This window comes from Dapis purpurea BLCC-M126 (assembly GCF_050015975.1).
In the GTDB taxonomy this organism is placed as follows: Bacteria; Cyanobacteriota; Cyanobacteriia; order Cyanobacteriales; family Microcoleaceae; genus Trichodesmium.
Genome location: NZ_JBNHER010000006.1, coordinates 64,832 through 90,623, shown reverse-complemented (window position 1 = coordinate 90,623; position 25,792 = coordinate 64,832). Strand labels below are relative to the sequence as shown.

The 25,792-nt window shown below is 34.4% G+C and carries 15 protein-coding genes; 4 read left to right on the top strand and 11 right to left on the bottom strand.

The window, feature by feature from the left end:
- Positions 1 to 130 precede the first annotated feature (130 nt).
- Positions 131 to 1,540: a UDP-N-acetylmuramoyl-tripeptide--D-alanyl-D-alanine ligase gene (locus tag ACP6PL_RS01675; protein ID WP_426541871.1), complete on the top strand. Its 1,410-nt coding sequence runs from the start codon at positions 131 to 133 to the stop codon at positions 1,538 to 1,540.
- Positions 1,541 to 1,645: 105 nt separating this feature from the next.
- Here the strand turns inward: ACP6PL_RS01675 and ACP6PL_RS01670 are convergent, their stop codons facing one another.
- The 10 genes from ACP6PL_RS01670 to ACP6PL_RS01625 all read right to left on the bottom strand — a co-directional run bounded on the left by ACP6PL_RS01670 (position 1,646) and on the right by ACP6PL_RS01625 (position 17,331).
- Positions 1,646 to 2,647, bottom strand: a complete 1,002-nt coding sequence (locus tag ACP6PL_RS01670; RefSeq protein WP_426541869.1) for a sulfotransferase domain-containing protein — start codon at positions 2,645 to 2,647, stop codon at positions 1,646 to 1,648.
- A gap of 83 nt (positions 2,648 to 2,730) precedes the next feature.
- Positions 2,731 to 4,131, bottom strand: coding sequence for an adenylate/guanylate cyclase domain-containing protein (locus ACP6PL_RS01665; RefSeq protein ID WP_426541867.1), 1,401 nt, complete (start codon positions 4,129 to 4,131; stop codon positions 2,731 to 2,733).
- Positions 4,124 to 5,674 (bottom strand): FAD-dependent oxidoreductase, encoded by a 1,551-nt coding sequence (locus ACP6PL_RS01660; protein WP_426541865.1) that lies wholly within the window; start codon positions 5,672 to 5,674, stop codon positions 4,124 to 4,126. The genes ACP6PL_RS01665 and ACP6PL_RS01660 overlap by 8 nt, the downstream gene beginning before the upstream one ends.
- A 1,318-nt stretch (positions 5,675 to 6,992) precedes the next feature.
- Positions 6,993 to 7,427 (bottom strand): AbrB family transcriptional regulator, encoded by a 435-nt coding sequence (locus tag ACP6PL_RS01655; RefSeq protein ID WP_426541863.1) that lies wholly within the window; start codon positions 7,425 to 7,427, stop codon positions 6,993 to 6,995.
- Positions 7,428 to 7,618: 191 nt separating this feature from the next.
- Positions 7,619 to 8,338: a DUF7168 domain-containing protein gene (locus tag ACP6PL_RS01650; RefSeq protein WP_426541861.1), complete on the bottom strand. Its 720-nt coding sequence runs from the start codon at positions 8,336 to 8,338 to the stop codon at positions 7,619 to 7,621.
- Between the two features lie 1,150 nt (positions 8,339 to 9,488).
- Positions 9,489 to 10,439 (bottom strand): GDP-L-fucose synthase family protein, encoded by a 951-nt coding sequence (locus ACP6PL_RS01645; RefSeq protein WP_426541859.1) that lies wholly within the window; start codon positions 10,437 to 10,439, stop codon positions 9,489 to 9,491.
- A gap of 641 nt (positions 10,440 to 11,080) precedes the next feature.
- Positions 11,081 to 12,109 (bottom strand): GDP-mannose 4,6-dehydratase, encoded by a 1,029-nt coding sequence (gmd, locus tag ACP6PL_RS01640; protein ID WP_426541857.1) that lies wholly within the window; start codon positions 12,107 to 12,109, stop codon positions 11,081 to 11,083.
- Between the two features lie 983 nt (positions 12,110 to 13,092).
- Positions 13,093 to 13,824 (bottom strand): undecaprenyl-phosphate galactose phosphotransferase family protein, encoded by a 732-nt coding sequence (locus ACP6PL_RS01635; protein WP_426541855.1) that lies wholly within the window; start codon positions 13,822 to 13,824, stop codon positions 13,093 to 13,095.
- 233 nt (positions 13,825 to 14,057) lie between these two features.
- On the bottom strand, positions 14,058 to 15,758 hold the full coding sequence (locus ACP6PL_RS01630) for a S8 family serine peptidase (RefSeq protein ID WP_426541853.1): 1,701 nt from the start codon (positions 15,756 to 15,758) through the stop codon (positions 14,058 to 14,060).
- 400 nt (positions 15,759 to 16,158) lie between these two features.
- The gene (locus ACP6PL_RS01625) at positions 16,159 to 17,331 is read right to left on the bottom strand and encodes a pyridoxal phosphate-dependent aminotransferase (RefSeq protein WP_426541851.1); all 1,173 of its coding nucleotides are present in this window, start codon (positions 17,329 to 17,331) and stop codon (positions 16,159 to 16,161) included.
- 625 nt (positions 17,332 to 17,956) lie between these two features.
- On the opposite strand from ACP6PL_RS01625, the gene ACP6PL_RS01620 reads away from it, so the two are divergent.
- Entirely contained in the window at positions 17,957 to 18,157 is a 201-nt protein-coding gene (locus ACP6PL_RS01620; protein ID WP_426541849.1) for a hypothetical protein, read from the top strand.
- 331 nt (positions 18,158 to 18,488) lie between these two features.
- Here the strand turns inward: ACP6PL_RS01620 and ACP6PL_RS01615 are convergent, their stop codons facing one another.
- A complete protein-coding gene (locus ACP6PL_RS01615) occupies positions 18,489 to 18,683 on the bottom strand; it encodes a hypothetical protein (protein ID WP_426541847.1) in 195 nt (64 codons plus the stop codon).
- A gap of 210 nt (positions 18,684 to 18,893) precedes the next feature.
- On the opposite strand from ACP6PL_RS01615, the gene ACP6PL_RS01610 reads away from it, so the two are divergent.
- Together ACP6PL_RS01610 and rne are read left to right on the top strand one after the other, a co-directional pair.
- On the top strand, positions 18,894 to 21,632 hold the full coding sequence (locus ACP6PL_RS01610; protein WP_426541845.1) for a TIGR03960 family B12-binding radical SAM protein: 2,739 nt from the start codon (positions 18,894 to 18,896) through the stop codon (positions 21,630 to 21,632).
- A gap of 1,675 nt (positions 21,633 to 23,307) precedes the next feature.
- Positions 23,308 to 25,353 carry a ribonuclease E gene (gene rne / locus ACP6PL_RS01605; RefSeq protein WP_426541843.1) on the top strand — a complete coding sequence of 682 codons (2,046 nt, stop codon included), beginning with the start codon at positions 23,308 to 23,310 and terminating at the stop codon, positions 25,351 to 25,353.
- The last annotated feature ends 439 nt before the right edge of the window (positions 25,354 to 25,792 follow it).

The window sequence follows — 25,792 nt, the reverse complement described above, 5'->3', positions numbered from 1 at the left end:
TTTGAGAATTATTTAAACTTTTAATTTTGTTTTGCTTACTCAATTATATCCCAGAAAATAAGTTGAGTTTAACAATAACAAATACTCTTATATAATTATTACACATCTTTCAGGAGGACTGCCAATAGCTATGGTTTGTCGCATTACCTTATTCCAACTAACTGAAATCTTGAGTGCTACAACACTTACAGATTTTCAGATTCCAGAAAAAACATTAATTACAGGCATAAATACAGATACTCGTAACTTACAATCTGGTGAAGGATTTTTGGCATTACGAGGGGAAAATTTTGATGGCCATAACTTTGTCAAGGAGGCAATTGAAAAAGGTGCTTCTTGTGTGATTGTTGAACAAGAATATACCTTAAATAATGAAGTTGAACAACTGTCAAAGAATGTACCTATATTACAGGTAGAAAATTCTTTAAAAGCTTACCAAAAAATTGCTCGTTGGTGGCGAGATATATTTGATATTCCTGTGATTGCCGTCACTGGTTCAGTCGGTAAAACAACTACTAAGGAATTAATTGCTGAAGTTTTGGCAACTCAAGGTCAAGTGCTGAAAACTGAAGCTAACTATAATAATGAAATAGGTGTACCTAAAACTCTACTACGACTTTCTGCTGATGATAATTATGCTGTGATAGAAATGGCGATGCGAGGACCTGGAGAAATAGCAGAATTAACGCATATTGCCAATCCGACAATTGGCTTAATTACTAATGTTGGTACTGCTCATATTGGTCGTTTGGGTTCTGTTGAAGCTATCGCTGAGGCTAAGTGTGAATTACTAAGAGAAATGTCTGATAGTAGTATTGCTATTCTGAATTTTGATAATCAGAGGTTGATAGAAACTGCGGCTAAAGTTTGGTCTGGAGAAACTTTTACTTATGGTTTAGAAGGTGGAGATTTACAAGGAAAATTAATTGATTCTCAAACTATAAATGTTGAGGGTGTGGATTTACGTTTACCTTTACCTGGTAGTCATAATGCTTCTAATTATTTGGCAGCTTTGGCAGTGTTGAAAGTTCTTCATGGGAAAAATATTCTGCCAAAAACTTTATTTGAACCTTTAACTAATAATTTATCGATTGAATTACCAGGAGGTAGGGCAAAAAGATATGATTTAGATAATGATATTGTGATTTTAGATGAAAGTTATAATGCTGGATTAGAGTCGATGATAGCTGCTCTGAATTTGTTAGTTGAAACTCCGGGTAAACGTCATATTGCTGTGTTGGGAACTATGAAAGAATTGGGAGAGCAATCTATTTTATTCCATCAACAAGTTGGTAATGTTGTACGAAATTTGGATATTAATGGTTTATTTATTTTGGCTGATTTTAATGAAGCAGAAGCAATGGCGACAGGTGCTGCTGGTTTACAATTTATAGAAGTAGAAGATATTACTGCTGATGATGCTCACCAGAATTTAGCTAGACATTTACAAGAGTTTTTACAACCAGGCGATCGTCTTCTTTTTAAAGCTTCTCATTCTGTGGAGTTAAATAAAGTAGTTGAGCTTTTAATTAATAAATAATGTATTTGTAGCACAGGTATTTGGCAGGTCACAGGTGTATCTTAATGATATGAAATAAGTTGTAATATTAAATTCATAACCGCTGGATGATAATACTCTGCAACACTAATTTAACTGCCAAGCTTGTGACAAAGCAGCTTCTAAATATTGGTGGTATAAAGTTGAGTTAGGATTAATATAAAGAGCATGACGATAAGCATTAATAGCGTAGTTTGTCTTTCCCAACTTTAACAGAACTTCTCCTAAATTATAGTGATACAAGGAAGTGTGAGGAAACAATATAATTGCCTGTCGATACGAGTTAGCTGCTGCTAATAAATTACCGTCTTGTTTGAGTTTTCTAGCTTGCTTAAAATGCTCTATAGCTGTTTTTTTCTCATCCTTTTTAAAAGTTGATAAAGGATAATCTCTGTCAACAAACCAGCTAAATGCCGAACTTTCTATATCCTCTATTTGCTGTTTCGATAAACATTCTTTCCATTGGCCCCATCTGCCAGAATTAATGTGGTTGTTATGCAATAGGGAAACTGGGTCATAAACATCATTTCCTAACCCCTTCATAACATAGGAAATATTTTCTAGCTCTTTAATTCTTTGTTTTTGTTGGCTTAGTTCCAGTTTGTTTGATATGGTCTTTGCTAAATCACTGTTAACCTTAACTTCCAAATAGTTAGCTATTTTTAAAACTTCATTGTACAAATTATTAGTCATATTTTCATATCTAGAAACCATTACTTTATCTATCCCAGTCCACAAATAGTAATTGTTTAATTGCTCGTCTAAGCTTGATATAGCATCCTCAGTAGAGTTAGTAAATTTATTGGCTAACGATACAGCTATGTCGCGCAAATCTCTATAAACATAAACAACTCTTGCTTTATCTGTTACAACTAATGCTTTAACTTCAGCAGAGAAATTATGGGACTTAATTACTAAAAATTTATCCTTTCTAGAGGCGACATTTTCTAGATTCTCTAAAAATTCTTTAGTAGGCACATTAACCCAACCTATGGTCATACCGAGTCCTAAAGATTCAACAATTTCATATACTATTTGGTATTGTACAGTAGAACCTGCTCTAGCCATCCCGGCACAAATTATTAACATAGTTATCCTAGAGGTGTGATATAAAAGACTAAAAAGCTGATTTAATAAAGTGTGCAGCTATTTATCAATTTTGGATCAATAATTTATACCATAACTTTCTCATTTTCTTGGATCAAACTCTCATTATTAATATTTCTACTTTTTAGTAAATAAGTAGACATTTCTCCCTTACCTTTAACGGAAATCATACCTCGCTTTTCCAATACATATCGATCTTTTAGCAATAAATAAGTCTCTTCCGTTACTTGAATTTCACCTATAATTCCATGAGATTCCATTCTACTAGCAATATTAACAGTATCTCCCCACAAATCATAAATAAATTTTGTACTACCAATAACTCCAGCAATAACCTGACCACTATTTAGCCCTATTCTCATGTTTAAATCACTATTATTCTTTTGATTAAAACCCTGGATAACATCCTGCATATCTAAAGCCATATCGGCGATCGCTACAGCATGATTTATATTTGGTTCTGGTAACCCACCTACTACCATATAAGCATCTCCAATAGTCTTAATTTTTTCCAATCCATGAAGTGCAGCTAACTTATCAAACTCAGAAAATATTTCATTTAATAACTTCACTAATATTGTTGGAGAAACACTTGCAGAGAGCTTTGTAAAACCAGCAATATCAGCAAACAATACTGTAACATTTTCAAAATTATCAGCAATAATTTCTGTTCTATCTTTTAAACGTTCTGCTATTGACTTTGGTAAAACATTAAGTAATAGCTTTTCTGACTTTTCTTGCTCTACTTCTAACTGCTGTAAAGCAAATTTAAATAAATTAGTAATTACCAATCCTAATCCTAGAGTTGCCAAGACAGCTAATACCAACAATAAAGTCATTTTTTTACTGGTATTTTTAATCTCGAAACTTGCTTCTTCAAATTCCTGAGCAGCAAGATCGAATAATTTGTTACAAATTATTTCTGTTTGTCGAGCAAAATCATCACTAATATTATTAATATTTTGATTATTTCCCGAGTTTATAACTAATCTTAATGTCTCTTCAAACTGGTAGTTATATTTTTCTATTTTTTCTATATATTCAATTAAATATGAGTGAGATTTATGCCACTTTTTATTAACACCTTCACTGATGAGTAAAACTCGCAATTCGTCACTAATTCGCCGTACATTATTAATCTTTTGATTAAAAGGTATGATATATTTTTTCTGTGCTGTATCTAAACCTATTGTTTGCCATTGCTGAAAAAATTCTCTTTCTTGAGTCCTAGCATCATCCAAAGCGTTATTCATTTCAAAAACTAAACGTTGAATTTTGATGCTAGTTGCCATAACTGACTCAGTTTTATTTCGCACAACTTTCATGGAAAAAAAACTTGCCATAGCTACACCACTAATTAATAGTAAAAGCCCCCCTGATGCCAAAGAAAACTTATAGGTAATGCTTGACTTCATCCAACCTTTGTTTAGGTGTTTTTTGAAGTATGTCAAATTGAAATCAGTCAATGTAATCTCCTCCTGATCCATATTTCCATTGTTCAATCCAGCGGTGGTAATAATATTTTTGTTTCTGTATTTTTTTGACAAAAGGTTCCATTGCGCCTCCCACTGGATATAGCAATGTATAAATTCCTAAGTTGAAATAATGTCTCATCCAATCTAACAAATTCCCTATACCAACTTGAGGGAGAATTTTAATGACTAACTCAGGTTGTTTTAAGGAAGTAATAAGTAAAGTCTGTGCTAAAGCAGGGAACTGTACCACATCTTGCAAAAAAGGTTTAAGTACAGGTTCACCCAGTTGTTCCATTACCTGAAATACCCCTGCTAATAATTGATTAATTTGATGTGGTTCAACTTTTTGATTTACCCCTATACTCATAGAACGTTGAAACAACCAAGTAACTGATACATTAGGTTGATAAGGTTGCAAAAGTGCCAGAGCATTTGAGGAAAGGTTGTTAGTTTGTAAAGCTTCATCAATACCCACGGTTAGACGTTTGAGGTGACGTACCATAGCTCCAAAACCACCAAAACTCAGAGGAGACTGACTCCCACTACTATCTCCTACTGGCAAAATACGATTCCAAGGGGTTTTCAGGGGACTTTGACGATAACAAGGAAAAAAACCAAACAAGGCACGTTGGAATGTAAGTTGACTAAGTTCGACTTTTTGATATTCAGGTAATAGACGTAGGTATTCTTCAAAGAAAAATTCCAAAGAAAATCTATCTGGATGAGCATCTAAATAAGTAAATAAATAAGTAGTTCGCCCATCTCTAGCAGGAAATGCTTCCCAAAAATATTGACATTGATTTTGTATGGGAGTGAATGAGGCAAAAATATCTCCCGTATCATTTTTGGAGTATCCAGTCGCACAAGTACCAACCACTAAACAGACAGCATCAGGTTTTTTTCCTTCCCTTGCTTGCTGAACAATGGGAGAAAAATGTCCCATTGCATCCAGCAGTAGTCGAGTTTTGAAAGATTGACCATTGCTAGTTTGGATGTTTACTCCATCTGGATGAATGACTGTTGCTTCATAAGCAGTATTTTCAAATAGTTGACCCCCTGCTTCTAAAAAGCGTTGTTTCAGGGTTTCTAACAGATAAACTGGATCTACACCAATATTAAGGACATCTTTTACCCAGATATCAGCAGTATCTGGAAAGCCGATCCGAGCAGGGTTATATTCAGTAGCGATCGCTGTTTTTAGTTCTTCTAGAGAAAGGAGGTTTAATTCTACAAATGTTTCTAGTTCTTTGCGGGAAATATTCCACTCTTGCGTTCTACCTTTGAGGATACCTCGTTCTAACAGGGCAACTCGCCAACCTTTTTTTGCCAAGGTAGCACCAATCAGGATACCAAGAGTACCTCCGCAAATTACTACATCCCAGTCATAATTTTCTAGTAATTGAGTTTCTGTTTTAACAGTGGTAGGAATCGGTGTATTTTCTGATCGAAGTTTTTGCCAAACCTGATCGACTCGCCGCAAACTTTCTAAAGGGTTTCCTGGAACTTGGGAGAGGATTTTTTCTGTTAAAGACATGATTTTTTTATTATTAATTTTTGTCGTGATTATTGCTTGTTTTTATATATTAATTGATTGGTTAATTATGGTTATATAACAGTTCTTATATTAATGATATCAAATAACTAGGCAGAGCAAATTACTTATATATTTATTACTCAGTTATATTTATTGTAACCTTCCATGAGTTCCTATTACCGAAAAATTAAGGTATAAAGCTTATCCATTAATGGAGAAAAAGTGGTCGTTTAGCTAGCGCACAACTTCGTTAACGTCTATCACCGACATGTTTGCGGAGCATTCCGTGAGGAAAAAGCGGAGCTTTGCGCTAACAAAACGCGCGTTGTGCGGAGCGCTAAACGCCATATCCAATCTCCCCGTGAGAAAAAAAAATTTCCTTGAGCAAAATCTTTCTATTACAGAAGAGGTAATTATTAATTGTTAATTATTAATTGTTGAACTACCTTTACCAAATGTTAAATTAATTCTATCTAGATACCAGGTAAGCAGGTACACAAAAATAATTGTACTTTTTTCTTTCATTGAAACCTTTTGAACGCAAGAGTTATATCATATCTCTTTGGATAACCACAATAAAAAAATTTAGGGAGTAGACAACAAAGGGAATTTTAAAAAATATTATCTTGACAGAGAAGAACATTTTTATTATGGCTAATTAATGAGACTTGATATTACAGATAATTACCGATATTTAATAACTAATTTTTCAGTTTTATTGAGGTTGATTTAATTCTTTAATACTGTCAGTATCAATGATATTAAATAATAATAATAATATTTTTTTATATAAAAATTAACAGCAAATATTTAAAATTTACTTCTAAAAATATCTGATTGTAATATTTTTTGAACAGAAATATTATTCTATTTTATCCCAAGGTAATTTGCGTTCTTTAATCACAGGTGTAAAAATCAAACTATAGCATTTCCAAATCAAATATAAAATCCAAAACTAATTTATTATCAGACCAACAATACTCCTATTTCTTTCCTAGTTTTCCCTTTTTGGATTAATCTTTATTTAACATCTTCAATTAAAGCACTATAACCTACCTTTTTTGTACAACTAGGATTGTTACTTCAGTAGATTTTGACAAAAATTTTTCCATCATAAATTTTTTGATTAATGTTGGTTAATCAAATATCATTTTTTTTCTCCTAACATATCTTTAAACTTGTCTCTAAAAATTTATTTGCTGCCAAAAACTAGGTTTCTCATACTGTAAATAACTCTAGTTTTTTGCAGCGTTCTGAAATATTTAGATTAGTTTTACTTGGAGACTTATAAATAAAACCTATCTCCTACCCTACTAATCTACTCTTCCTCATTATTTTCATCTTCTATTTCAACTTCAGTATTAATCTGCCTGAGATGAATATGTTTATTTCCTAACTGGATGGAAAATTCATCTCCTGGTTTAAGTCCCATTTCCTCTGTATAGTTAGCTCCTATTACTAACTGTCCATTTTTATGAACACAAGCACGATAAGTAGGAGCGCGTCCTCTTCCATCTTTAGGATGCTTCTCATCTAATTGTACTCCTTTGGCCTGTAGAACTGCATCGTAGAACTTGGCAAGATTTACTCTTTTCTGCTGATCTTTTGTAGTTGTATAATATCCGCAAGCAATCGCGGTATCTTTCTTTGACTTGTCAGGAAGTTCTTTAACTTTTTTCAACAATGCTTTACCTGTCAGTGGAGCATCTAATAGTTCTGAAGTATTTGATTTTTCCGTTGTTGTTTTAGCCATCTTCTCCATCTATTTAAAACGTTCACTCATAAACTTTAACACTTACACCTTCTAATATCAAGCCTCTTTAATCTTTTCTTTTAAGATATTTTTTAATGTAAATGTCTTGAGAGCAATTACCCTTCATAGCGAGAGAGTTAAGATGTCAAAAAAGCTAATGATTAATACCTGATGTGCTAATTATTACAGCTTTACTTAATAGTTAACTGTTTGATGAATTTATCTTTGTGTAAATTTTGATTCAAATAATTTAAACTAATTTTTTCTCCAGCAATATATCCAAAGGAGAAACCTAAATCACTATTAACTCCAGTTGATTTCTGAGTTTTACATTTTACACCTTCTTGTTTTAAATATGCTTGAATAGCTAAAGTATGTTTTTCAAACATTGAGCGTACAACTATAGCAGATGTTGAATTATAATCAGCATTAGCAACTATACCTTTTGTCTCCATATTTTTTCGTCCCTGCTCCAATCTCTGTCTTAATCTAGTTGCACACCCTACCCTAAAAGCATTAATAAAAGCTCTTCCTTTACCTCTATGTTGTTTAACTAATTTATCAACTACAGCCGTTAAATATTTGTAAACTGACTGAGAAACTGTGATATTAGTTTCTGTGCCTACTAATCTCATTTCACCACTGTAAGTAGAACGCATTGCTTGACATCCATTAGCATTAGCAATTCCGGCTAAAATCCACATTTTCCAGGTCACATAACGACCTGTTTTATCAACAATACCCTTAGTAATATCCCCATCCTTGTCTTGTCCTAAGTCTGCTACAGATAAATTATGTTGAGCCAATAATTCTGCTGCTTTTTCTGCTGCTGATGCAGCTTCATGTTCATTAGGTGAATTAGCAAGAGCTAAGAGTTTACTAATTTTTTCCAGGAGATTCCTATCGACCATTTATCTGACCTTAGATACGGCATCTTATCCTAAATTTTTTTCTCTTGTAACTATACCTACTTAAGATACTAATTAATAGGTTTTAGCATTTATTTGAAAATTTTTTTAAGTATACTTTATACTATAGCAATCCTAAATCAGTTGCAAAAGATCAAAAGTCTGTAACTATTACTCCTGTTCTCTTTTTTCTGGTTTCAGAATATTTTTTGCACAACTACAATAGGGCTGCTATATCCTGTAATTATTATATAGAAAGATATGGATATATTTACTCTTGACCAGGTTAACTAATTCTGATAAATTGTCTGGCATTAGTGTATGTTTTTTTTGTAAAAATAAGTACATTCACTATTGTATATTTTTTTTTAAATTAAAATTAAATATAACTTCAATAACCAGAGGTAATTTATAGAGTTATTTTTCTAAATTCAGGTTATAGTTAGGGTTTGCTGATTAAATCTAAGTTTAGCCTTTGCGTCTGCTCTAAAAGTGTAAGCTTTTTGCTCCTTTAAGCTAAAAATGGTAAGATTTTGAGTAGACAAGGGAGGAATATTTTAGTGAGACATATATCCGACTATATCCTCTTTAATTCGCATTTATCCTGATTTATACTCTTACCTATAAGACTTTTTTAGCCAACCCTAGTTTAAAGTTTTCTCAGCCCAGAAAAACTCATGGAGTTATACCATTTCTCAAAAGCTTTTCTATATTTATTTAGTTGAGCAGGGGAGTAAGGGAGTGAGTGATAATTAAAGATAAGAATAATTAACTTTAAATCACCTCAAATTAGCAAAAAAGTGATTTAACCTGTATTAATTACTTAATAGTTGAAGTGTCACCCAAATATAGCATTATTTTGGGGAATTTGTATTAGCTAGTATCATAGTTGCAACACTATCAAGTTTTTCCCAAGATTTTGAAGACAACTTGTGACTTTTTCAACTTTTAAATACTACATAAATTTAGTCTAGATGAACTCAGCTAAATTGCCTTTAAATCAATGATATAGGATTTTAATTTTATCAATATTTATTGATAATTTACCTTGTAATAAATTTTAACGATTAAAGCTTTTATATATAGAAAAGTTGGAAGTAATTTCTCTTCCAACTTTTTACAACATCAGTCGATTATAATAAAACCTATACCTTTAAATTGAATCGGCATTTTCTCTATACCAATCAATTGTATTCTTCAACCCTTGCTTAAAATCTACCTCAGCAACAAAGCCAAATTTTTCCTTAGCTTTTTCTGTATCTAAACATCGCCTAGGTTGACCATTAGGTTTATCAGTTTCCCAAACTAATTCTCCCTGGAAATTCATTAATTCACAAATTAATTCTACTAAATCACGAATCTTTACTTCATGATTAGTTCCTAAATTAATAGGCTCGGATTCATTGTAAAATTGAGTTGCCATGACAATTCCTCTAGCCGCATCTGTAGAGTATAAAAATTCACGACTAGGACTACCGTCACCCCAAACAGGGAATTTTTTATCTCCTCTTACTTGAGCTTCATGTACTTTCCGAATTAAAGCAGGAATTACATGAGAACTCTTAGGATCAAAATTATCTTCAGGCCCGTACAAATTAACAGGTAACAGATAAACACCATTAAAACTATACTGTTGACGATAAGCATCCAATTGAACTAAAAGAGCTTTTTTAGCAATACCATAAGGAGCATTAGTTTCTTCTGGATAACCATTCCAAAGGTCTTCTTCTTTAAAAGGAACCGGAGTAAATTTAGGATAAGCACATATTGAACCCACACAAACAAATTTTTCTACATTTGCTTTATAGGCACAGTCAATTAATTGCGCTCCCATCATCAAATTATCGTAAAATAACTCAGCAGGTTTTTCCTTGTTTAAACCAATACCTCCTACATGAGCCGCAAGGTGAATTATAATATCCTGCTCTTGAACAGCTTTTTGGCAAGCTTCCATAGTCCGAAGATCATAATCACGCGATCGTGGTACAGTAATCTTATCAGGATTGGCTCCTGCCTTATGAAGTTCATCTATAACTTGGCGTCCAAGAAAACCAGCTCCACCAGTCACCATAATTCTTTTATTTTCTAACTCTAATTTACTCATTAAAAACCTCCAAGATTAATACTAATCAGACTTTAGTTCAGGGTATTGTCGATTAAAATCAGCCAGATAAAAAAATGGTAGTCCTGTAGGGTTGAGAATAAAATCTCTTATTTACTATTATTAGTATTTAATGGCTACTCAATATTTTGCCAGCTTTAGGGTATGGCAGAATTTTTGTTTTTCCTGAGATGATGATTATTATAGAAGTAAAATTTAACTTTCCAAATTTTACTGATCATTTAGGAGCTATATGCAGCATTTGTAGCATCATCATCTCAGAGACTTTAACTGTTAATTCATAATTTAAAGTTCTCACATTCTGCATTAGTAAACAAATATCTATGATTGCTACAGCAGCATCTAAAAAGAATTAATTTCTAGTAGGACTGTAGCTAAATATTAAGATGATATTTATCCTAGCTTTCTACTTCATACTTATTCTACTGCTAAGGATTTTTTATTCAATTACTCACTAACTTGACTCATTTATATATTATCTTGATACACCCGATAATTATCTCTATTTTGAGCTACTTTTTCATCATAAAATTTGTTGATTTTGATAGTGCCAAAATACCATTACAAGCACTATCACTTCAAAAAAGTTAAATCATCCTAACTCATCAGTTAGCCCAAAAATTCTAATCAAAACCATTGCCAATAATAGCAGTTTTTTCCAAAGCTTTAATATCAGAATCAACCATCAAATGTACCAGCTCTGTAAATGTAACTGATGGTTTCCAACCTAACTTTTCTTGTGCTTTTGTACAATCACCAATTAACAAATCAACCTCCGCAGGACGTAAATAACGGGGGTCAAACTCCACATAATCTTCCCAATTTAAGTCTACATGAGTAAATGCTATTTCTAGAAATTCTTTAATGGAATGAGTTTCATTCGTAGCAATCACATAATCATCTGCTTGATCCTGCTGTAGCATCATCCACATAGCTCGAACATAATCCTTTGCATATCCCCAATCTCGTTTAGAATCCAAATTACCAAGATAGAGTTTTTTCTGTTTACCCGCTACAATTCTAGCTACAGCACGAGTAATTTTACGAGTTACAAAAGTCTCACCTCGACGAGGACTTTCATGGTTGAATAATATACCATTACAAGCAAAGAGATCGTATGATTCTCGATAATTTATTGTTTGCCAGTGGGCATAAACTTTAGCACAAGAATAAGGACTACGGGGATAAAAAGGTGTAGTTTCTTTTTGAGGGACTTCTTGAACCTTACCAAACATTTCCGAAGAACCAGCTTGATAAAAACGAACTTCAATTCCAGTACGTTGTTGGTAGTCTCTAATTGCTTCGAGTAAACGTAGAGCGCCCATTCCCACTGCATCTACTGTATACTCTGGAGAATCAAAGCTAACCCTCACATGGGACTGGGCACCTAAGTTGTATATTTCTACTGGCTTAACTTCTTCCAAAATTCGACGTAGAGTAGTCCCATCAGTTAAGTCTCCATAATGGAGAAATAATCTAGTATCAGGATTATGAGAATCTTGATATATATGGTCTATCCTATCTGTATTAAAGCTAGAACTACGTCTGATAATACCATGAACCTCATAGTCTTTCTCAAGTAAAAGTTCACTTAAGTATGAACCGTCTTGACCTGTAATACCAGTAATTAGCGCTCGTTTTCTTTCACTCATTGCAGTTAATATTTACAACGTATTGACATACTCTCGGCCTTAAACACACCGAGTTTCCTGACATACTCCCACACTAGATCTAATGCTATAGTGTAGGCTTATAGCTTCCCAGTCCCGGTATCCCGTTTGACTCAACAAGCTTTAAGAACGGAATGTCTTACAGCCCTATGTTTTATATTTGCTACAGAATTTTTCTGACGACAGATACAAATGCCACTTCGGAGGACAATTAACGAATCTTGTCTGAGAAATTTTTCGGGACTTTTCCCCACAGTTTGAGAATCAGTTTTTGTGCAGTTTAGATTTGCAACTATAGTTAACTGCCCAGTATTCTTAACTTTGGCAGAAATATATAGTTAGGAATTCTACCCAACCAGTATCACCAATTAAAGTGATGGCTGTTTGCCTAATGCTGTAAAGCTCAAACATAATATTGCGACCAAGGACACACTATGTCTATAAAGCTTTTTACTATAATACTTACCACCAATCGGGTTAGTTTTGATAAATAAGTAGGGGAATATTCATCAAAATCAGATAGATTAATACCTATACTACAAAAGCAGTAAATATTTTTTGATTTTTTGCCCAATAGCAAAGTTTTATTCTCTATCATCCACATAAAGATGATTGAATAGGTTTAATCTTCACCTCCTGTTTGATTGAATCCTTAACAGACCTGCTTTTAAGAGATTTTTACTCTCCACAGGGTTGACTTTCCGACAAGCTATCGGTAGTTCAATATTTTTCATATTTATCCCCAGATTTCTAGATTAACTTAAAACGATCCTCATAACCAATAATTGTTTAGTTAATATTTATCAACTTGACCCCTTTACCAGTAATTATCCTACTAAATAAAATGTCTATTATTTTGACTTATAAATATGGATTAGAGGTGTAATATTTGCCAAAATACTACCAAACTCTAATCCCACAATTGCTTCAGGTAATTTGAAATCTTTCAGTCATAATTACAAGGATTAGTAAGCACCATTGTTTTTTGGAAAAATAACGATACCAATTGTTTTAAACATAATCCATATATCTATCCAAAAATTTCTGAAGTTTACATAGTAAAGATCTATTTGAACTCTCTTAGGATAAGGAATATCATTGCGACCAGAAACTTGCCACAAACCAGTAATCCCTGGTTTAATAGTAAGAATTTTATCCATGTGATGACCGTATTTTGGTAGTTCTTCAGCCACTAATGGTCTCGGCCCTACTACACTCATATCACCTTTCAAAACATTCCAAAATTGAGGAAATTCATCTAAACTTGTAACTCTCAGAAATCTACCAATCCATGTAATTCGGGGGTCATGTTTTAATTTAAAACTTTCCTGAAATTCTTGGCGCAGATGAGGATATGTTTCCATGATCTCTCCCAACATCTCATCTGCATTTTCGACCATAGTTCTAAATTTTAAACAACGGAATAGTTTTCTATTTTTACCCACTCTTTCTTGAATGTAAAAAACTGAGCCCGGTGAGCTGAATACAATTAGTAAAGCTATCAACAGGTAAACCGGGGCAAACAATATCAGAACCGATAGAGAAAATAGGATATCAAATAATCTTTTAGAAAATCCTACCTCTAGGCCCTCTAGAAATCTACTTTTTTGTTTATCTCTGGGGAGGAAAGGCTGAAAAGCTCGTCCTGTAAATCCTCTAATTACCTTGCCAGAGATGAATTGGCTATCGGCAGTCATCTTACTCCTTCACTTCACACCACACACAGTCCTGATCATAAAGCCTATAGAGAAATAGGAGGCAACTTTGGTTGTGAAAAAGATAACTAATTTTGGACAAGGACGATTTTTTGCCTATTAATTGGGTGTTTCTTTGCCTATATGGACAAATTTTATAAAAATCTTTGAATTGAAAAATTAAACATTATTATCACGATAGTCCCATTCATTAAATATTTTCTCAGTAGTCTGAATTAGACACTTACAACTACAGAGTTAGCAGTCTCAATGATTATATTTTCAATGGCCTCAACAGATAAATTAGGATTAGCTTGTTTAATTAAAGCTACTACACCTGCAACATGAGGTGCTGCCATAGAAGTACCGGCAAGGTAATCATATAGATTACCTGTTATTGAAGGAGGTACAGGGGCATAAATATCTCCTGAATCTGCACGAAAACCATCTCCCCCTGGGGCAACGACATAATCTAAAGATTGATTTCCAGCTTCATTGGAGAAAGAAGAAAATTTTCCATTCTGCTCTACTGATCCAACTGCAATTCCCTGTTGAACAGCTAATCTTGCTGGATAATCAGGAGTGCTTAAATTATCATTACCCGCAGCAGAAACAAATACAACACCTCTCTCAGCAGCATAACTAATAGCTCCAAGTTCACCAATAACTACATTTCTGCCACCAGAGCTAAGGTTAATTACGTCTGCTCCATTATCGACAGCATAACGAATCGCTTCTATCCCGTTGCTTACCTGGCCTGATCCTTGCTCGTCTAGTATCCTGATGGGCATAATTTTGGCGTTTGGAGCAATTCCAGTTGTCCCTGTTCCATCTCTCTTGGCAGCGATAGTCCCTGCAATATGGGTTCCATGACCTTCTTCATCTATTGGGTCATTATCATCATCAACAAAATCCCAACCTCGGACATCATCGACATAGCCATTACTATCATCGTCAATATTATTGTTGGGAATTTCACCGCTATTAGTCCACATTTGGCCTGTTAATTCAGGATGGGTATAGTCCACGCCACTATCAATGACGGCTACTACAATACCATCTCCTTGATAGCCCTGATTCCAAACTTCGGGTGCTTTGACTAAATCTAGTCCCCATTGATTTCCTCCTACATCAGGAACATCTGGAAAAGGGCTAGCTCCAATTGCTCTAGCTACTGCTGCGGAGGCGTCAACTAAACCATATCCAAAAGTATCATTAAAGGCTGGCGTTATAGAACTAGCAGTTTGCGGAAGTTCATTAGCATCTGCGGTATCTTCAAAAATTAAGCGACTTTGAATAAGGTTTGTATCAGATATGTTTCTAATTTTTGCTAATATTAAACCGTTTGTCCGATTTTGAATTAATATGTCTTCTGTGGGGAAGTCTTCTGTTAAAAGGATGTCATTTTCTGTTAGGTTTGCTGGGATTTGAATTCTGTCAAAACTAGGATTAAAATCATCAATAATATCTGCTGTATCTAAGTTGTTATTATTTTCTGAATCGCGCAAAACAAATGTATCATTGCCTGCTCCTCCAATTAATGTATCTTTTCCTAAGTCGCCAGAAATTAGATCATCACCATCTCCTCCTAATAAAACATCATTTTCTTTCCCTCCAAAAATTGTATCGTTGCCTAAATCTCCAAAAATTGTATCGTTGCCTAAATCTCCAAAAATTTGATCGTTACCCTGGTTAGCTTCAATCAAATCATTATCTTTGCCACCTCGTAAAGTATCAGAACCTTCTCCACCAAAAATGTTATCGTTACCTTGATTACCATTAATTAGTTCAGGGTTTAATGAGCCTATTACTGTATCATTTCCATCTAGAGCTCGTAGACCTTCTGGATATGGAGTTAGTAAGTCCACAAGTACAGTAAAGTTATTAGGGTTATTATCTAATAAATAGGAGCGACCATCAGGGCTAGGACCAATCATCGTTTTTATTCTTAACGTTAATTTTCAGTATAAGCATGCTATATTTATTTGCCGTTAAAAAATAAAAAATTAATTATTTTTTTGGTTGTAAGTAGATAATAAAATACTTGAAAAAACAGGCAATAATTAAAGATATTCAAGATTTTGAATTACCTATTCATTCAAGAAATTACTATCGTAATTAACTGATGAAGCTGTTAATTTATCTATTAAATGAAATAATACCAAATCCTGTAGTATCGGTATAAAAAGTAGAGAAACCGGGTTTTTATTCAATGCCCCACCATACTAAAATCTACCTCCCATAAACCCAGTTTCTTATAACACTCTGAACCAAGGGGATTTAATCTGTGTAGTAAACATCATTGAGTTGAGAGGAAAAAATTTTTGCTCTAGATATTTATACATAAGTAATACCTGCATCCTTCATTCTTTGTAATGCTTCATAAATTTTTTCTTCTTCTATTGTTAATGCAATACGAAAAAAACCTTCTCCAGATGCACCATATCCATTTCCCGGAGGCACGATAATACCACATTTTTCTAGTAAAAGAGTGACAAATTCTTGAGATGTATAATTTTTAGGAACTGGAACCCATACATATAAACTTGCTAAAGTTGGTAGAACCGGATAACCTAAATATTGCAAACCTTTGATAAGAATATCTCTTCGTTTTTGGTAAACTGCTACTAAACTTTGTAATTCTTCTTCAGTAGTATAAAAAGCAGTAATTGCTGCCTTTTGAATTGCTTTAAATACTCCAGAATCTACATTAGACTTAACTTGACTTAATCCCTTTATTCCCAAACTATTTCCTACTACAAAACCAATGCGCCATCCTGTCATATTGTAAGATTTAGATAAACTATGAAATTCAATTGCTACATCTTTTGCACCAGGAATTTGTAATATACTAGGAGGTTTATAGCCATCATAAGCCATTTCAGAATAGGCATGGTCGTGGCAGAGCAATATGTCATAATGCCGACAAAAGTCTACTAATTCTTGAAAAAACCCTAAACTAGCTGTTGCACCTGTAGGATTATTAGGATAGTTAATCCACAATAATTTAGCTTTCTTAGCTACTTCTTGAGGAATAGTCTTTAAATTTGGTAAAAATCCATTTTCTGCCCTAAGTTGCATTGTGTAGGGTTGACCCTCAGCAAAAATGGTTGAGGTTCGATAAACTGGATAGCCAGGGTCAGGAATTATAGTATAATCCCCTGGGTTGACAAAAGCTAAAAAAATATTGTGAATTGACTCTTTAGAACCTATTGAAGAAATTACTTCTGTTTCTGGATTTAAATCTTCAACCCCAAACCTACGTTTCATCCAATCTGCTGCTGCTTGTCTATATTCTTTTAAACCTTTGTAGGGGGGATAATGATGATTTGTTGAGTCTTGAATTGCTTCATGCATCGCCTGAACAATATGATTAGGTGTAGGTTGGTCTGGATCTCCTACTCCGAAATTGATAATGTCAACTCCTCTTTCAACTAATTCATTCCGTTTACGGTCAATTTCGGTAAACAGATAAGGTGGTATTTTTTCTAGTCTTTTAGCAAACTGCATGATAACTTCTATTAACTCCTGAACTAAATTAATTCACATATAGCAAAGTTTATCTTGAAAAGTAGTCAGGAGTCTTGCTAAGTCAAAAGTTAAAAATAAAAATTTTAAAAGTCTAGAGTTACAAATAGCAAATCCAAATATTCCTATAATTCTAATATTTTATTAAATAGTTTAGTTTTATTCATGTTTAAGTACTTAGATTTTCACAGATAGTATAGAAAAAATAATTAATATGATTTTTACTACTTACAAATGAATTTTCAATAATTATAGCCTGTGATATATTTATCAATATTTAAAGTATAAATTATTAACTATCTAAGCTTTGATTCAAGTTAAAATTGATTGAATTTTATCATAATATATTTTAGTTGAGATTTGGTAATTCCATATCAGATAATTTTGGAGAATATGAAGAGTAAATAGTTTATCAAAATAACCTCATCAAAATTTATTTACCTTGTCGTATTTAAGCATCTATAATGTTTTCTCCATTTATAGTAAACACCCTGAAAAATAATATCATCAAACTATCTTGAGATAGAGAAATTTGTAATCGAAAAATATTCAGAATCAAGGATATCATACTAACTAAATCCAGTGACCAAAAAAACTGATAACTGAAATGACCGAAAGTACCTTGATAAATATAGTAAGGCAGAGGTTAGAAGACGTTTATACTAAAAGATTAGAACAGACTTTTCACATCAGGATTTATTATCATAACTATTGGATAACTCCACTGTTACCCATTTCCTATTGTCTGTTCGCAGTAATTCCTATTTTTTTAATGTCGATAGTTACTTATGTAACACTACGAATGTAACACTACGAAAAAACTCAATTTAGAATTGTATCTATACTAAGATTCATATTTTTTGTGATTATTGATTATATATAGCAATCCTATTTTTATTCGTGTCTGAAATCTTGATTATTGTCGCTTTTTGCTAAGAAGTAATGGGCAATGGCTAAGATTTTCGGAGTTTAGTTATAGTTTTTGAATTTTTACAAACTTTTTAGAATTGCTATAGTATAGCTAAAGTATTGATTCTATAATAGCTTATTTGCTAAAAATAGAGAATTTTACGATTAATTAACTAAATCACGTTTTACTCAAATGTGTAAAACTTTAAATCACAAAAAATTCCGATTATTTACATAGTAGGAACGAAGTTAATTCGTCCTGCATCCATCTCCTCCATTAATAGCTCTAATGCTTCGTAATCTACATCGGAAATATAGCCAAGTCGTGTCAACTCAAAGTTGATTTGATTTTCTATTTCAGGAGTTAATCGCCGAAAATAGAGAGCTTTAGATACAAGTTTCCGAATCACACAATTTGGTTCCATGGCTAATCTAAATAAAAACTCTACATAGTTAAATTCTCTACTAGATATTTACCCTGATAGGTGATCCAATACTACATGAGAAAGTGATATTCATCATTGAGACTATGAGGCCATAATTAAGTGAAATCTCTGAATCATAGTTTCACACCATAAGTTTTTGGTGCTATCTTGAGATATATCTAACCATAAAATAGACCTTAAATAGTAATAGTGGCAGTAGCAGTAGAGAATTTACTTACACCCGATATCCACAAACCTGCTCGTTACCTTGGTAATGAGTTTGGTGCTTTTCATAAACCTTGGGACAACTCTCAAGTACGCTGGGTATTGACCTACCCAGAAGTTTATGAAGTAGGAGCTTCTAATTTAGGACATATAATTCTTTACAATATCTTAAATTCTCAGCCACGGCAACTATGCGATCGCGCATATTTACCAGCTCCAGATTTAGCACAAAAATTACGGGCCACAGATACTCCACTTTTTGCTGTAGAATCAAGGCGATCACTGATTGATTTTGATATCCTTGGCTTTAGTCTTAGCTATGAATTAGGGGCGACAAATATTCTAGAGATGCTAAGTTTGGCTGGTATTCCGTTGACTTGGCAAGAGCGTCTCAAAGGAAGTCAGAAGTGTCACTCCCAACACTTCCCCTTCCCTTTAATCTTCGCCGGGGGTCAAACAGCAACTTCAAACCCTGAACCCTATGCAGACTTTTTTGACTTCATTGCTTTAGGGGATGGAGAAGAATTACTCCCAGAAATTGGACTAATAGTTCAGGAGGGGAAGGCTAATCAATTAACTAGAGAAGAATTACTTTTAGATTTAGCCCAAGTCCCTGGTGTTTATGTGCCACAATTTTATCGTATGGCTGAAGATGGCTCAGTTTTACCAATTCGTGACGATGTGCCAGAAAGAATACTGCGTCGAGTTGCAACTCCCATGCCAGCTTATTCTATAGGTTTGGTTCCTTATGTAGAAACAGTTCATGACCGACTGGTAATAGAAGTACGACGTGGGTGTACCAGAGGTTGTCGCTTTTGTCAACCAGGTATGTTAACTCGACCAGCACGAGATGTGGAACCAGAAAAAATAGTGGATACTATTGAAAAAGGTATAAGTACAACAGGACATAATGAGTTTTCTTTACTTTCTTTAAGTTGTTCTGATTATCTGGCTTTACCAGCAGTGGGAACTGAAATTAGAAACCGTTTTAAGAATGAAAATATTTCTCTATCTCTACCAAGTCAACGAGTAGATAGATTTGATGAAAATATTGCGAATATTATTGGTGGTACTCGCCAAAGTAGTTTGACATTTGCCCCAGAAGCAGGTACCCAACGAATGCGGGACATTGTGAATAAGGGATTGACAAATGAAGAACTTTTGCGGGGGGTCAAAACGGCTTATGAACAAGGTTGGGATAGGGTTAAGCTCTATTTTATGATTGGTTTGCCTGGAGAAACTGATGCTGATGTTTTGGGTATTGTGGAAACGGTTAATTGGTTGCAGGAAGAATGTAGGGCTAAAGGTCGGAAAAAGCTACAGGTTACTTTGACAATTTCTAATTTTACCCCGAAGCCTCATACTCCTTTTCAATGGCATTCGGTCTCTGTAGCTGAATTTCAACGTAAGCAAGAGTTACTAAAAGCAGAATTTCGGAGGATGAAGGGTGTAAAGGCAAATTATACAGATGTCCGTCTCTCAGGAATGGAGGATTTTCTAGGTAGAGGCGATCGCCGTTTGGCATCTGTAATTCAGCGTGCTTGGGAAAAAGGCGCAGGAATGGACTCTTGGTGGGAAAGTTTAGATAGAGCCTTTGCTGCATGGAGTGATGCTATTGCAGAATCAGATTTGAGTTGGAAATACCGTCAGGTAGAAAATGGTGAGTGGAATGTATTTGAAAATACAGAAAATAATCCCGAACTATACAAAGAACAAATCAATTCCCTGCTTGACCAACCCCTACCTTGGGATCATATAGATACAGGAATTGATAAAAATTGGCTCAAAGAAGATTTGCAGAAAGCTTTAGCAGAGGCAACTATTCCGGACTGCTCTTTTGCAGCTTGTTCTCATTGTGGTGTTTGTGGCCCTGATATGGGTCATAATATTGTTGTTCCCCCACCACCAATTCCAGAATTTGTGGGTCAGTTTGTGCCTAATCAAAATCGAGTACAACGTCTACGAGTATGGTTTGGGAAGTTAGGAGAGATGGCTTTGGTCAGTCATCTAGATTTGGCTAGGTTATTCGCTCGTGCTGTCCGCCGGAGCAATATACCTATTGCTTTTACGGGAGGATATCATCCAAGTCCACGGATTATTCCAGCTAGTGCTTTATCTCTAGGGGTAACTAGCACAGGAGAAGTAGTGGATTTTGAGTTGACAGAAGTAATGGATGTGGTAGGATTTCAAAGTAAACTGGTGAGTCAATTGCCAGTTGGTATACCTGTATATAGGGTAGAAGAGGTAGAGGTTAAAAGTCCTTCTTTATCTCAGGTATTGGAGAAAGCAGAGTATATTTTGAGGGTCAGGAAAACTGATGATTCTGCACAGGATTTGATACAAGACTGTAAGACCATAGAAGAGTTTGAGGGGAATGACTGTTCTACTCTAAATTGGCAAGGGTGGGTAGAGGCAATTATAAATAGGGAATCAATTCTTTGGGAACAAAAAACTAAATCGGGTAAGGTAAAAGTTGTTAACTTACTTGATCGCCTGTTTGAATTGGAGTTTTTAGAGTATCCAACAGCTTTAAATTCTTGCTTAACAAGCTCTTATGAGTCAAATTGGAATTATGAAACTGATGGTATTATTCGTTATGTAGGAAGCTATCAGAATGATGGAACTTTACTAAAACCACAAAATATAATTTATATGCTCGAACAAGTTAGCAAGCTACAATTTGAGTTGCTGCATATTCATCGGCAAAACTTATTTTTGGGGTGATAAAAGTTCCAGAAAAATCTATTAAGAAGTTTCGGTTTTATAAGTGTGGAATTTGAAAAGATTACTCTAGTTGAAAAAAGTATAAACTATAATTAAGTAATTAAGGCTAGAAACGGTTTTAAACAAAGACGTCCTCTTTTATTAGGGAGTTTAGACAACTAAAGTATTAGAGTTTGTTTTGGGGAAAGCCTTAAATTACAATAGATTAAAAAGTTTTCCTAAATTACTGCTTGAGGTTTGTCAGTGTTATCTTAGTAGGTTGATTTTTCGGCGATGACTAAGATGAAATTCTACAAATCCTGTAGAACCTATTTAAGAGCTGCTTGCCTAATCATTAACTTTACCCTTTCTTGGTTTAATCATTTGTTAGTATCAATGGTTCTAACTCGTCTATTACTTAGCCGGAAGTTGCTGGATATACTAGCGACTTCAGAAGCTAATTTAGCTTGAATAAAGATACCATATCAGTGCTATACAAGGCCAACATAAAATTCAATCATGGAATTTGAGGATGATGGCCTTGTAAACTAAATAAATATAACTTATAGTCTGTCATCCCAAATTGCTCAAATAATGTTATAAATAATGATCTAGGATTTGAAACTTTGAGAAACTTGATTCAGTCATAGTGACAAAATTAAGATTTACCTAAGACCTACACCCTAATACCATTAGCTTATTTGTAACAATCTTTTTCCATAAAGCATTATAGCTGGCTATGCCAAAATCTACGAAGGTGTCCATGCTAAAATTCTAGGTAGAGACAATCTTATAGTTTAAGTTTATAAGCTTCTTCAGGATTGCTTGACCCACAAAATAAAGCTGGACGCGCTACTAATTTCAAAGGCTGAAGATCAAAAAATTACTGCATTAAAAGCAATCAAATTAGCTTTGTGTAAAAATGGGTATGATTTGACATTGACATGAATTTAAGAAATAAAGCTTTGACAAAAAAACCGTAAAGTTATGGTGCAGATAATTGTGGATTGTTCCTGGGAAACTGATTAATTCCAGTACACAGTCACCAGATAAATTATCAGTTTATTTATTGATTTTGCTGTGTATTATGAATGAAAAAGTTACTCAGAGAATTTTGACTAAAACAATGCTAAAATTAGTCTGTCTGCAAATTATACACTGAATCATTGATAGATTAATGGAAATTGAAACTAGATGTTAATTAGCCTGAATGCTAAAGTTTTATAGCAGCAATAAAGGTATGAAAATTATAAGTAATTCAGATAGCAATTAACGTTTATAATTAATTAATTAATTTCAGAGGATATTACCCTGATGATAAATTATATTAATTGCTATAGTTATAAATTCCAGAAGTAGGGTATCATTCTAAAAATTTAGAATTGATGCCAAATATCAAGATTTGTAAAAAAAGTTGGATGAGTTTTGTTGTTGATAATTTTAGTAGTTGCTCAGTAACCAAGTCTGTATAAGTTTATGGAAATATTCAGCTTGTTAAGGGTGAACTGAAACGGAAAAAACTCAACTCCAGACCAGGTATGATCCAAAAAACAAAAATATAAAATTCACACAGCAAAGCAGTTAACATCCAAAATTATAAGTAACCTACATAACACTAAAGGTAACTTAATTGAAAACGCCACATTTTTATTAAAGGGAAAGACTTGGTAACCAAGTCTGTACAGGAGGAAATTGAATGCCGAAGCAAATAATTATCGCCGAGCAGCAAAGAATCGCAGCCGTATTTTCCGAAGACCAAATACAAGAACTTGTCGTTGCTAAAGGCAGCCATCAAGTTAGTGATATCTATCTAGGAATTGTAGAAAACGTATTACCTGGAATAGATGCAGCTTTTGTGAATATTGGAGATCCTGAACGTAACGGATTTATTCATGTCAGTGATTTAGGGCCATTGCGATTGAAGCGCTCCTCTGGTGCGATTACAGAATTACTTACACCCCAACAAAAAGTCCTAGTACAAGTGATGAAAGAACCCACTGGTACAAAAGGGCCACGTTTAACAGGAAATGTAACTTTACCAGGCCGTTATTTGGTCTTGATGCCTTATGGACGGGGTGTAAATTTATCCCGACGTATCCGTTCTGAAAGTGAACGAAGTCGTCTCAGAGCTTTGGCAATTTTAATTAAACCAGCGGGTATGGGTTTATTAGTTCGTACTGAAGCAGAAGGAATGGAAGAAGAAGCAGTTATAGAAGATTTAGAAGTTTTGCAGCAACAGTGGGAAACTATCCAAATCGAAGCTAATTCAAATAGAGCACCTGCATTACTAAATCGTGATAATGATTTTATTCAACGGGTACTACGAGATATGTATAGTACCGATGTGAATCGGATTGTAGTGGACTCTAGTGAGGGAGTGAAGCGAGTCAAGCAACATTTACTGAATTGGAGTGGGGGCAAACCATTACAAGTTTTGATTGACCATCATAGCGATCGGATTCCTGTCCTAGAATACTTCCGAGTTAATGCGGCTATTCGAGAAGCTCTCAGGCCAAGAGTAGACCTGCCTTCTGGTGGTTACATTATTATCCAACCTACTGAGGCACTAACGGTTATAGATGTTAACTCTGGTTCTTTCACACGTTCTGCTACGGCCAGGGAAACGGTACTTTGGACAAATTGTGAAGCAGCTACGGAAATAGCTCGTCAATTACGTTTGCGTAATATTGCAGGAGTTATTATTGTTGATTTTATTGATATGGACTCACGCCGAGACCAGTTGCAAGTTCTGGAACATTTTAATCAAGTTCTCAAAGCTGATAAGGCTAGACCTCAGATAGCTCAGTTGTCGGAGTTGGGGTTGGTTGAGTTGACTCGTAAACGCCAAGGTCAAAATATATATGAGTTGTTTGGTCGTACTTGTCCTACCTGTAATGGATTAGGACATTTAGTTCATTTGCCTGGTGAATCAGAAGCTTCGATTGGGGAAGTTAATTTATCTGCAGTTACTCGAACTCCAGATGTTGAGGAACCAACCAAACCTGTGACGGTTACTCCTCCAACTTTGGTTAGTTCTGCCCAAAACCAATCTTGGGAGGCGACACAGAGATATCAAGAAGTTGAACCTGCTAATAATGGCTCAGACTTAGAATTACTGAATCATCCTAGTTATCAGGAATCTACCCGTCGCCGTCGTCGCCGTCGGGTAGGAGTAGGTGAAACTATGCAGGATGAGGCTTTGGAATTACAGGAAAGAGAGTTGGGATCGGGAATGGAGTATCCTATCCTTTCCGAAGGATATCCACTTACAACTCCTAATCGACGCTCAGGAAGAGAAATAATTAGACCTGCTGTGACTGAACCTCCAGAGATAGTGGCGGTAGAAATGACTTCTGATGAGCAGGATGTATATGCTTTGATGGGTATTTCTCCGATAATACTTTTAGAAGAGGGAACTGTAAAAAATCCTAAGTCAGCAATTATCTCTATTAAGAAACCAGGGGAGGGGAATTTAAGAAAAACGAAGGCGGAAAAGGAAGAGGATGTAGAAGTTGAGTCGGTAGTAGATTACGAAGAAGAAGATGTTCAGGAATTAGATAATTCTGATTCATCGGTGTCTTTGGAAGAAGCTGATGATTTTGATGGTGATGAGGAAAATGATAATTACGAGTCAGAATTGAGTGATTCAGATGTTGATCTAAACTCAGATAGCAATGACTCTGATGATTCAGGGCCAATCCGTCGCCGTCGCCGTCGTTCTTCTGCAGTTACAGAAGAATAAGCGGACAATTTGCCAATAATTTCGGTTTTGTAGTTGCTCTAATTACTAATCTGCTAAAGGTAACAATTTACTTAAAAATTCGGTTTAAAGCCTCCTCCTTAAGCAGGTGGAGACTTTATCTGATAGTTATCAAAAGCGGAAAGGTATTTAATATCAAATCCGTTGGCTTCAGTGTTATAAGAAACCGGGTTTATGGGAGACAGATATCAGTATAGTGGGCATTTTATATAAACCCGGTTTCTCTGCTTTTTTATACCGATACTACCAGATTTGATATAATCCCTTTAATAAACTAGCTATTTAAATGTAGTGTTTGCACCTTAAAAACTACAGTTATGGCTTGGATGTACAGTAATGTTTGTACATAGAAAAATTCTAAGCAACAAGTATCAGAGAATCAAAGTTTTTAGGTTTGAAATGTACTATAGGGTATATGAGA

What these genes read in the sequence shown, in the direction of transcription:
- ACP6PL_RS01645 (WP_426541859.1), bottom strand. Translation starts at nt 10,439, where the DNA reads ATGAGTAAATTAGAGTTAGAAAATAAAAGAATTATGGTGACTGGTGGA.
- ACP6PL_RS01630 (WP_426541853.1), bottom strand. Translation starts at nt 15,758, where the DNA reads ATGATTGGTCCTAGCCCTGATGGTCGCTCCTATTTATTAGATAATAAC.
- ACP6PL_RS01615 (WP_426541847.1), bottom strand. Translation starts at nt 18,683, where the DNA reads ATGGAACCAAATTGTGTGATTCGGAAACTTGTATCTAAAGCTCTCTAT.
- ACP6PL_RS01655 (WP_426541863.1), bottom strand. Translation starts at nt 7,427, where the DNA reads ATGGCTAAAACAACAACGGAAAAATCAAATACTTCAGAACTATTAGAT.
- ACP6PL_RS01635 (WP_426541855.1), bottom strand. Translation starts at nt 13,824, where the DNA reads ATGACTGCCGATAGCCAATTCATCTCTGGCAAGGTAATTAGAGGATTT.
- ACP6PL_RS01670 (WP_426541869.1), bottom strand. Translation starts at nt 2,647, where the DNA reads ATGTTAATAATTTGTGCCGGGATGGCTAGAGCAGGTTCTACTGTACAA.
- gmd (WP_426541857.1), bottom strand. Translation starts at nt 12,109, where the DNA reads ATGAGTGAAAGAAAACGAGCGCTAATTACTGGTATTACAGGTCAAGAC.
- ACP6PL_RS01675 (WP_426541871.1), top strand. Translation starts at nt 131, where the DNA reads ATGGTTTGTCGCATTACCTTATTCCAACTAACTGAAATCTTGAGTGCT.
- ACP6PL_RS01620 (WP_426541849.1), top strand. Translation starts at nt 17,957, where the DNA reads ATGACCGAAAGTACCTTGATAAATATAGTAAGGCAGAGGTTAGAAGAC.
- rne (WP_426541843.1), top strand. Translation starts at nt 23,308, where the DNA reads ATGCCGAAGCAAATAATTATCGCCGAGCAGCAAAGAATCGCAGCCGTA.
- ACP6PL_RS01660 (WP_426541865.1), bottom strand. Translation starts at nt 5,674, where the DNA reads ATGTCTTTAACAGAAAAAATCCTCTCCCAAGTTCCAGGAAACCCTTTA.
- ACP6PL_RS01650 (WP_426541861.1), bottom strand. Translation starts at nt 8,338, where the DNA reads ATGGTCGATAGGAATCTCCTGGAAAAAATTAGTAAACTCTTAGCTCTT.
- ACP6PL_RS01625 (WP_426541851.1), bottom strand. Translation starts at nt 17,331, where the DNA reads ATGCAGTTTGCTAAAAGACTAGAAAAAATACCACCTTATCTGTTTACC.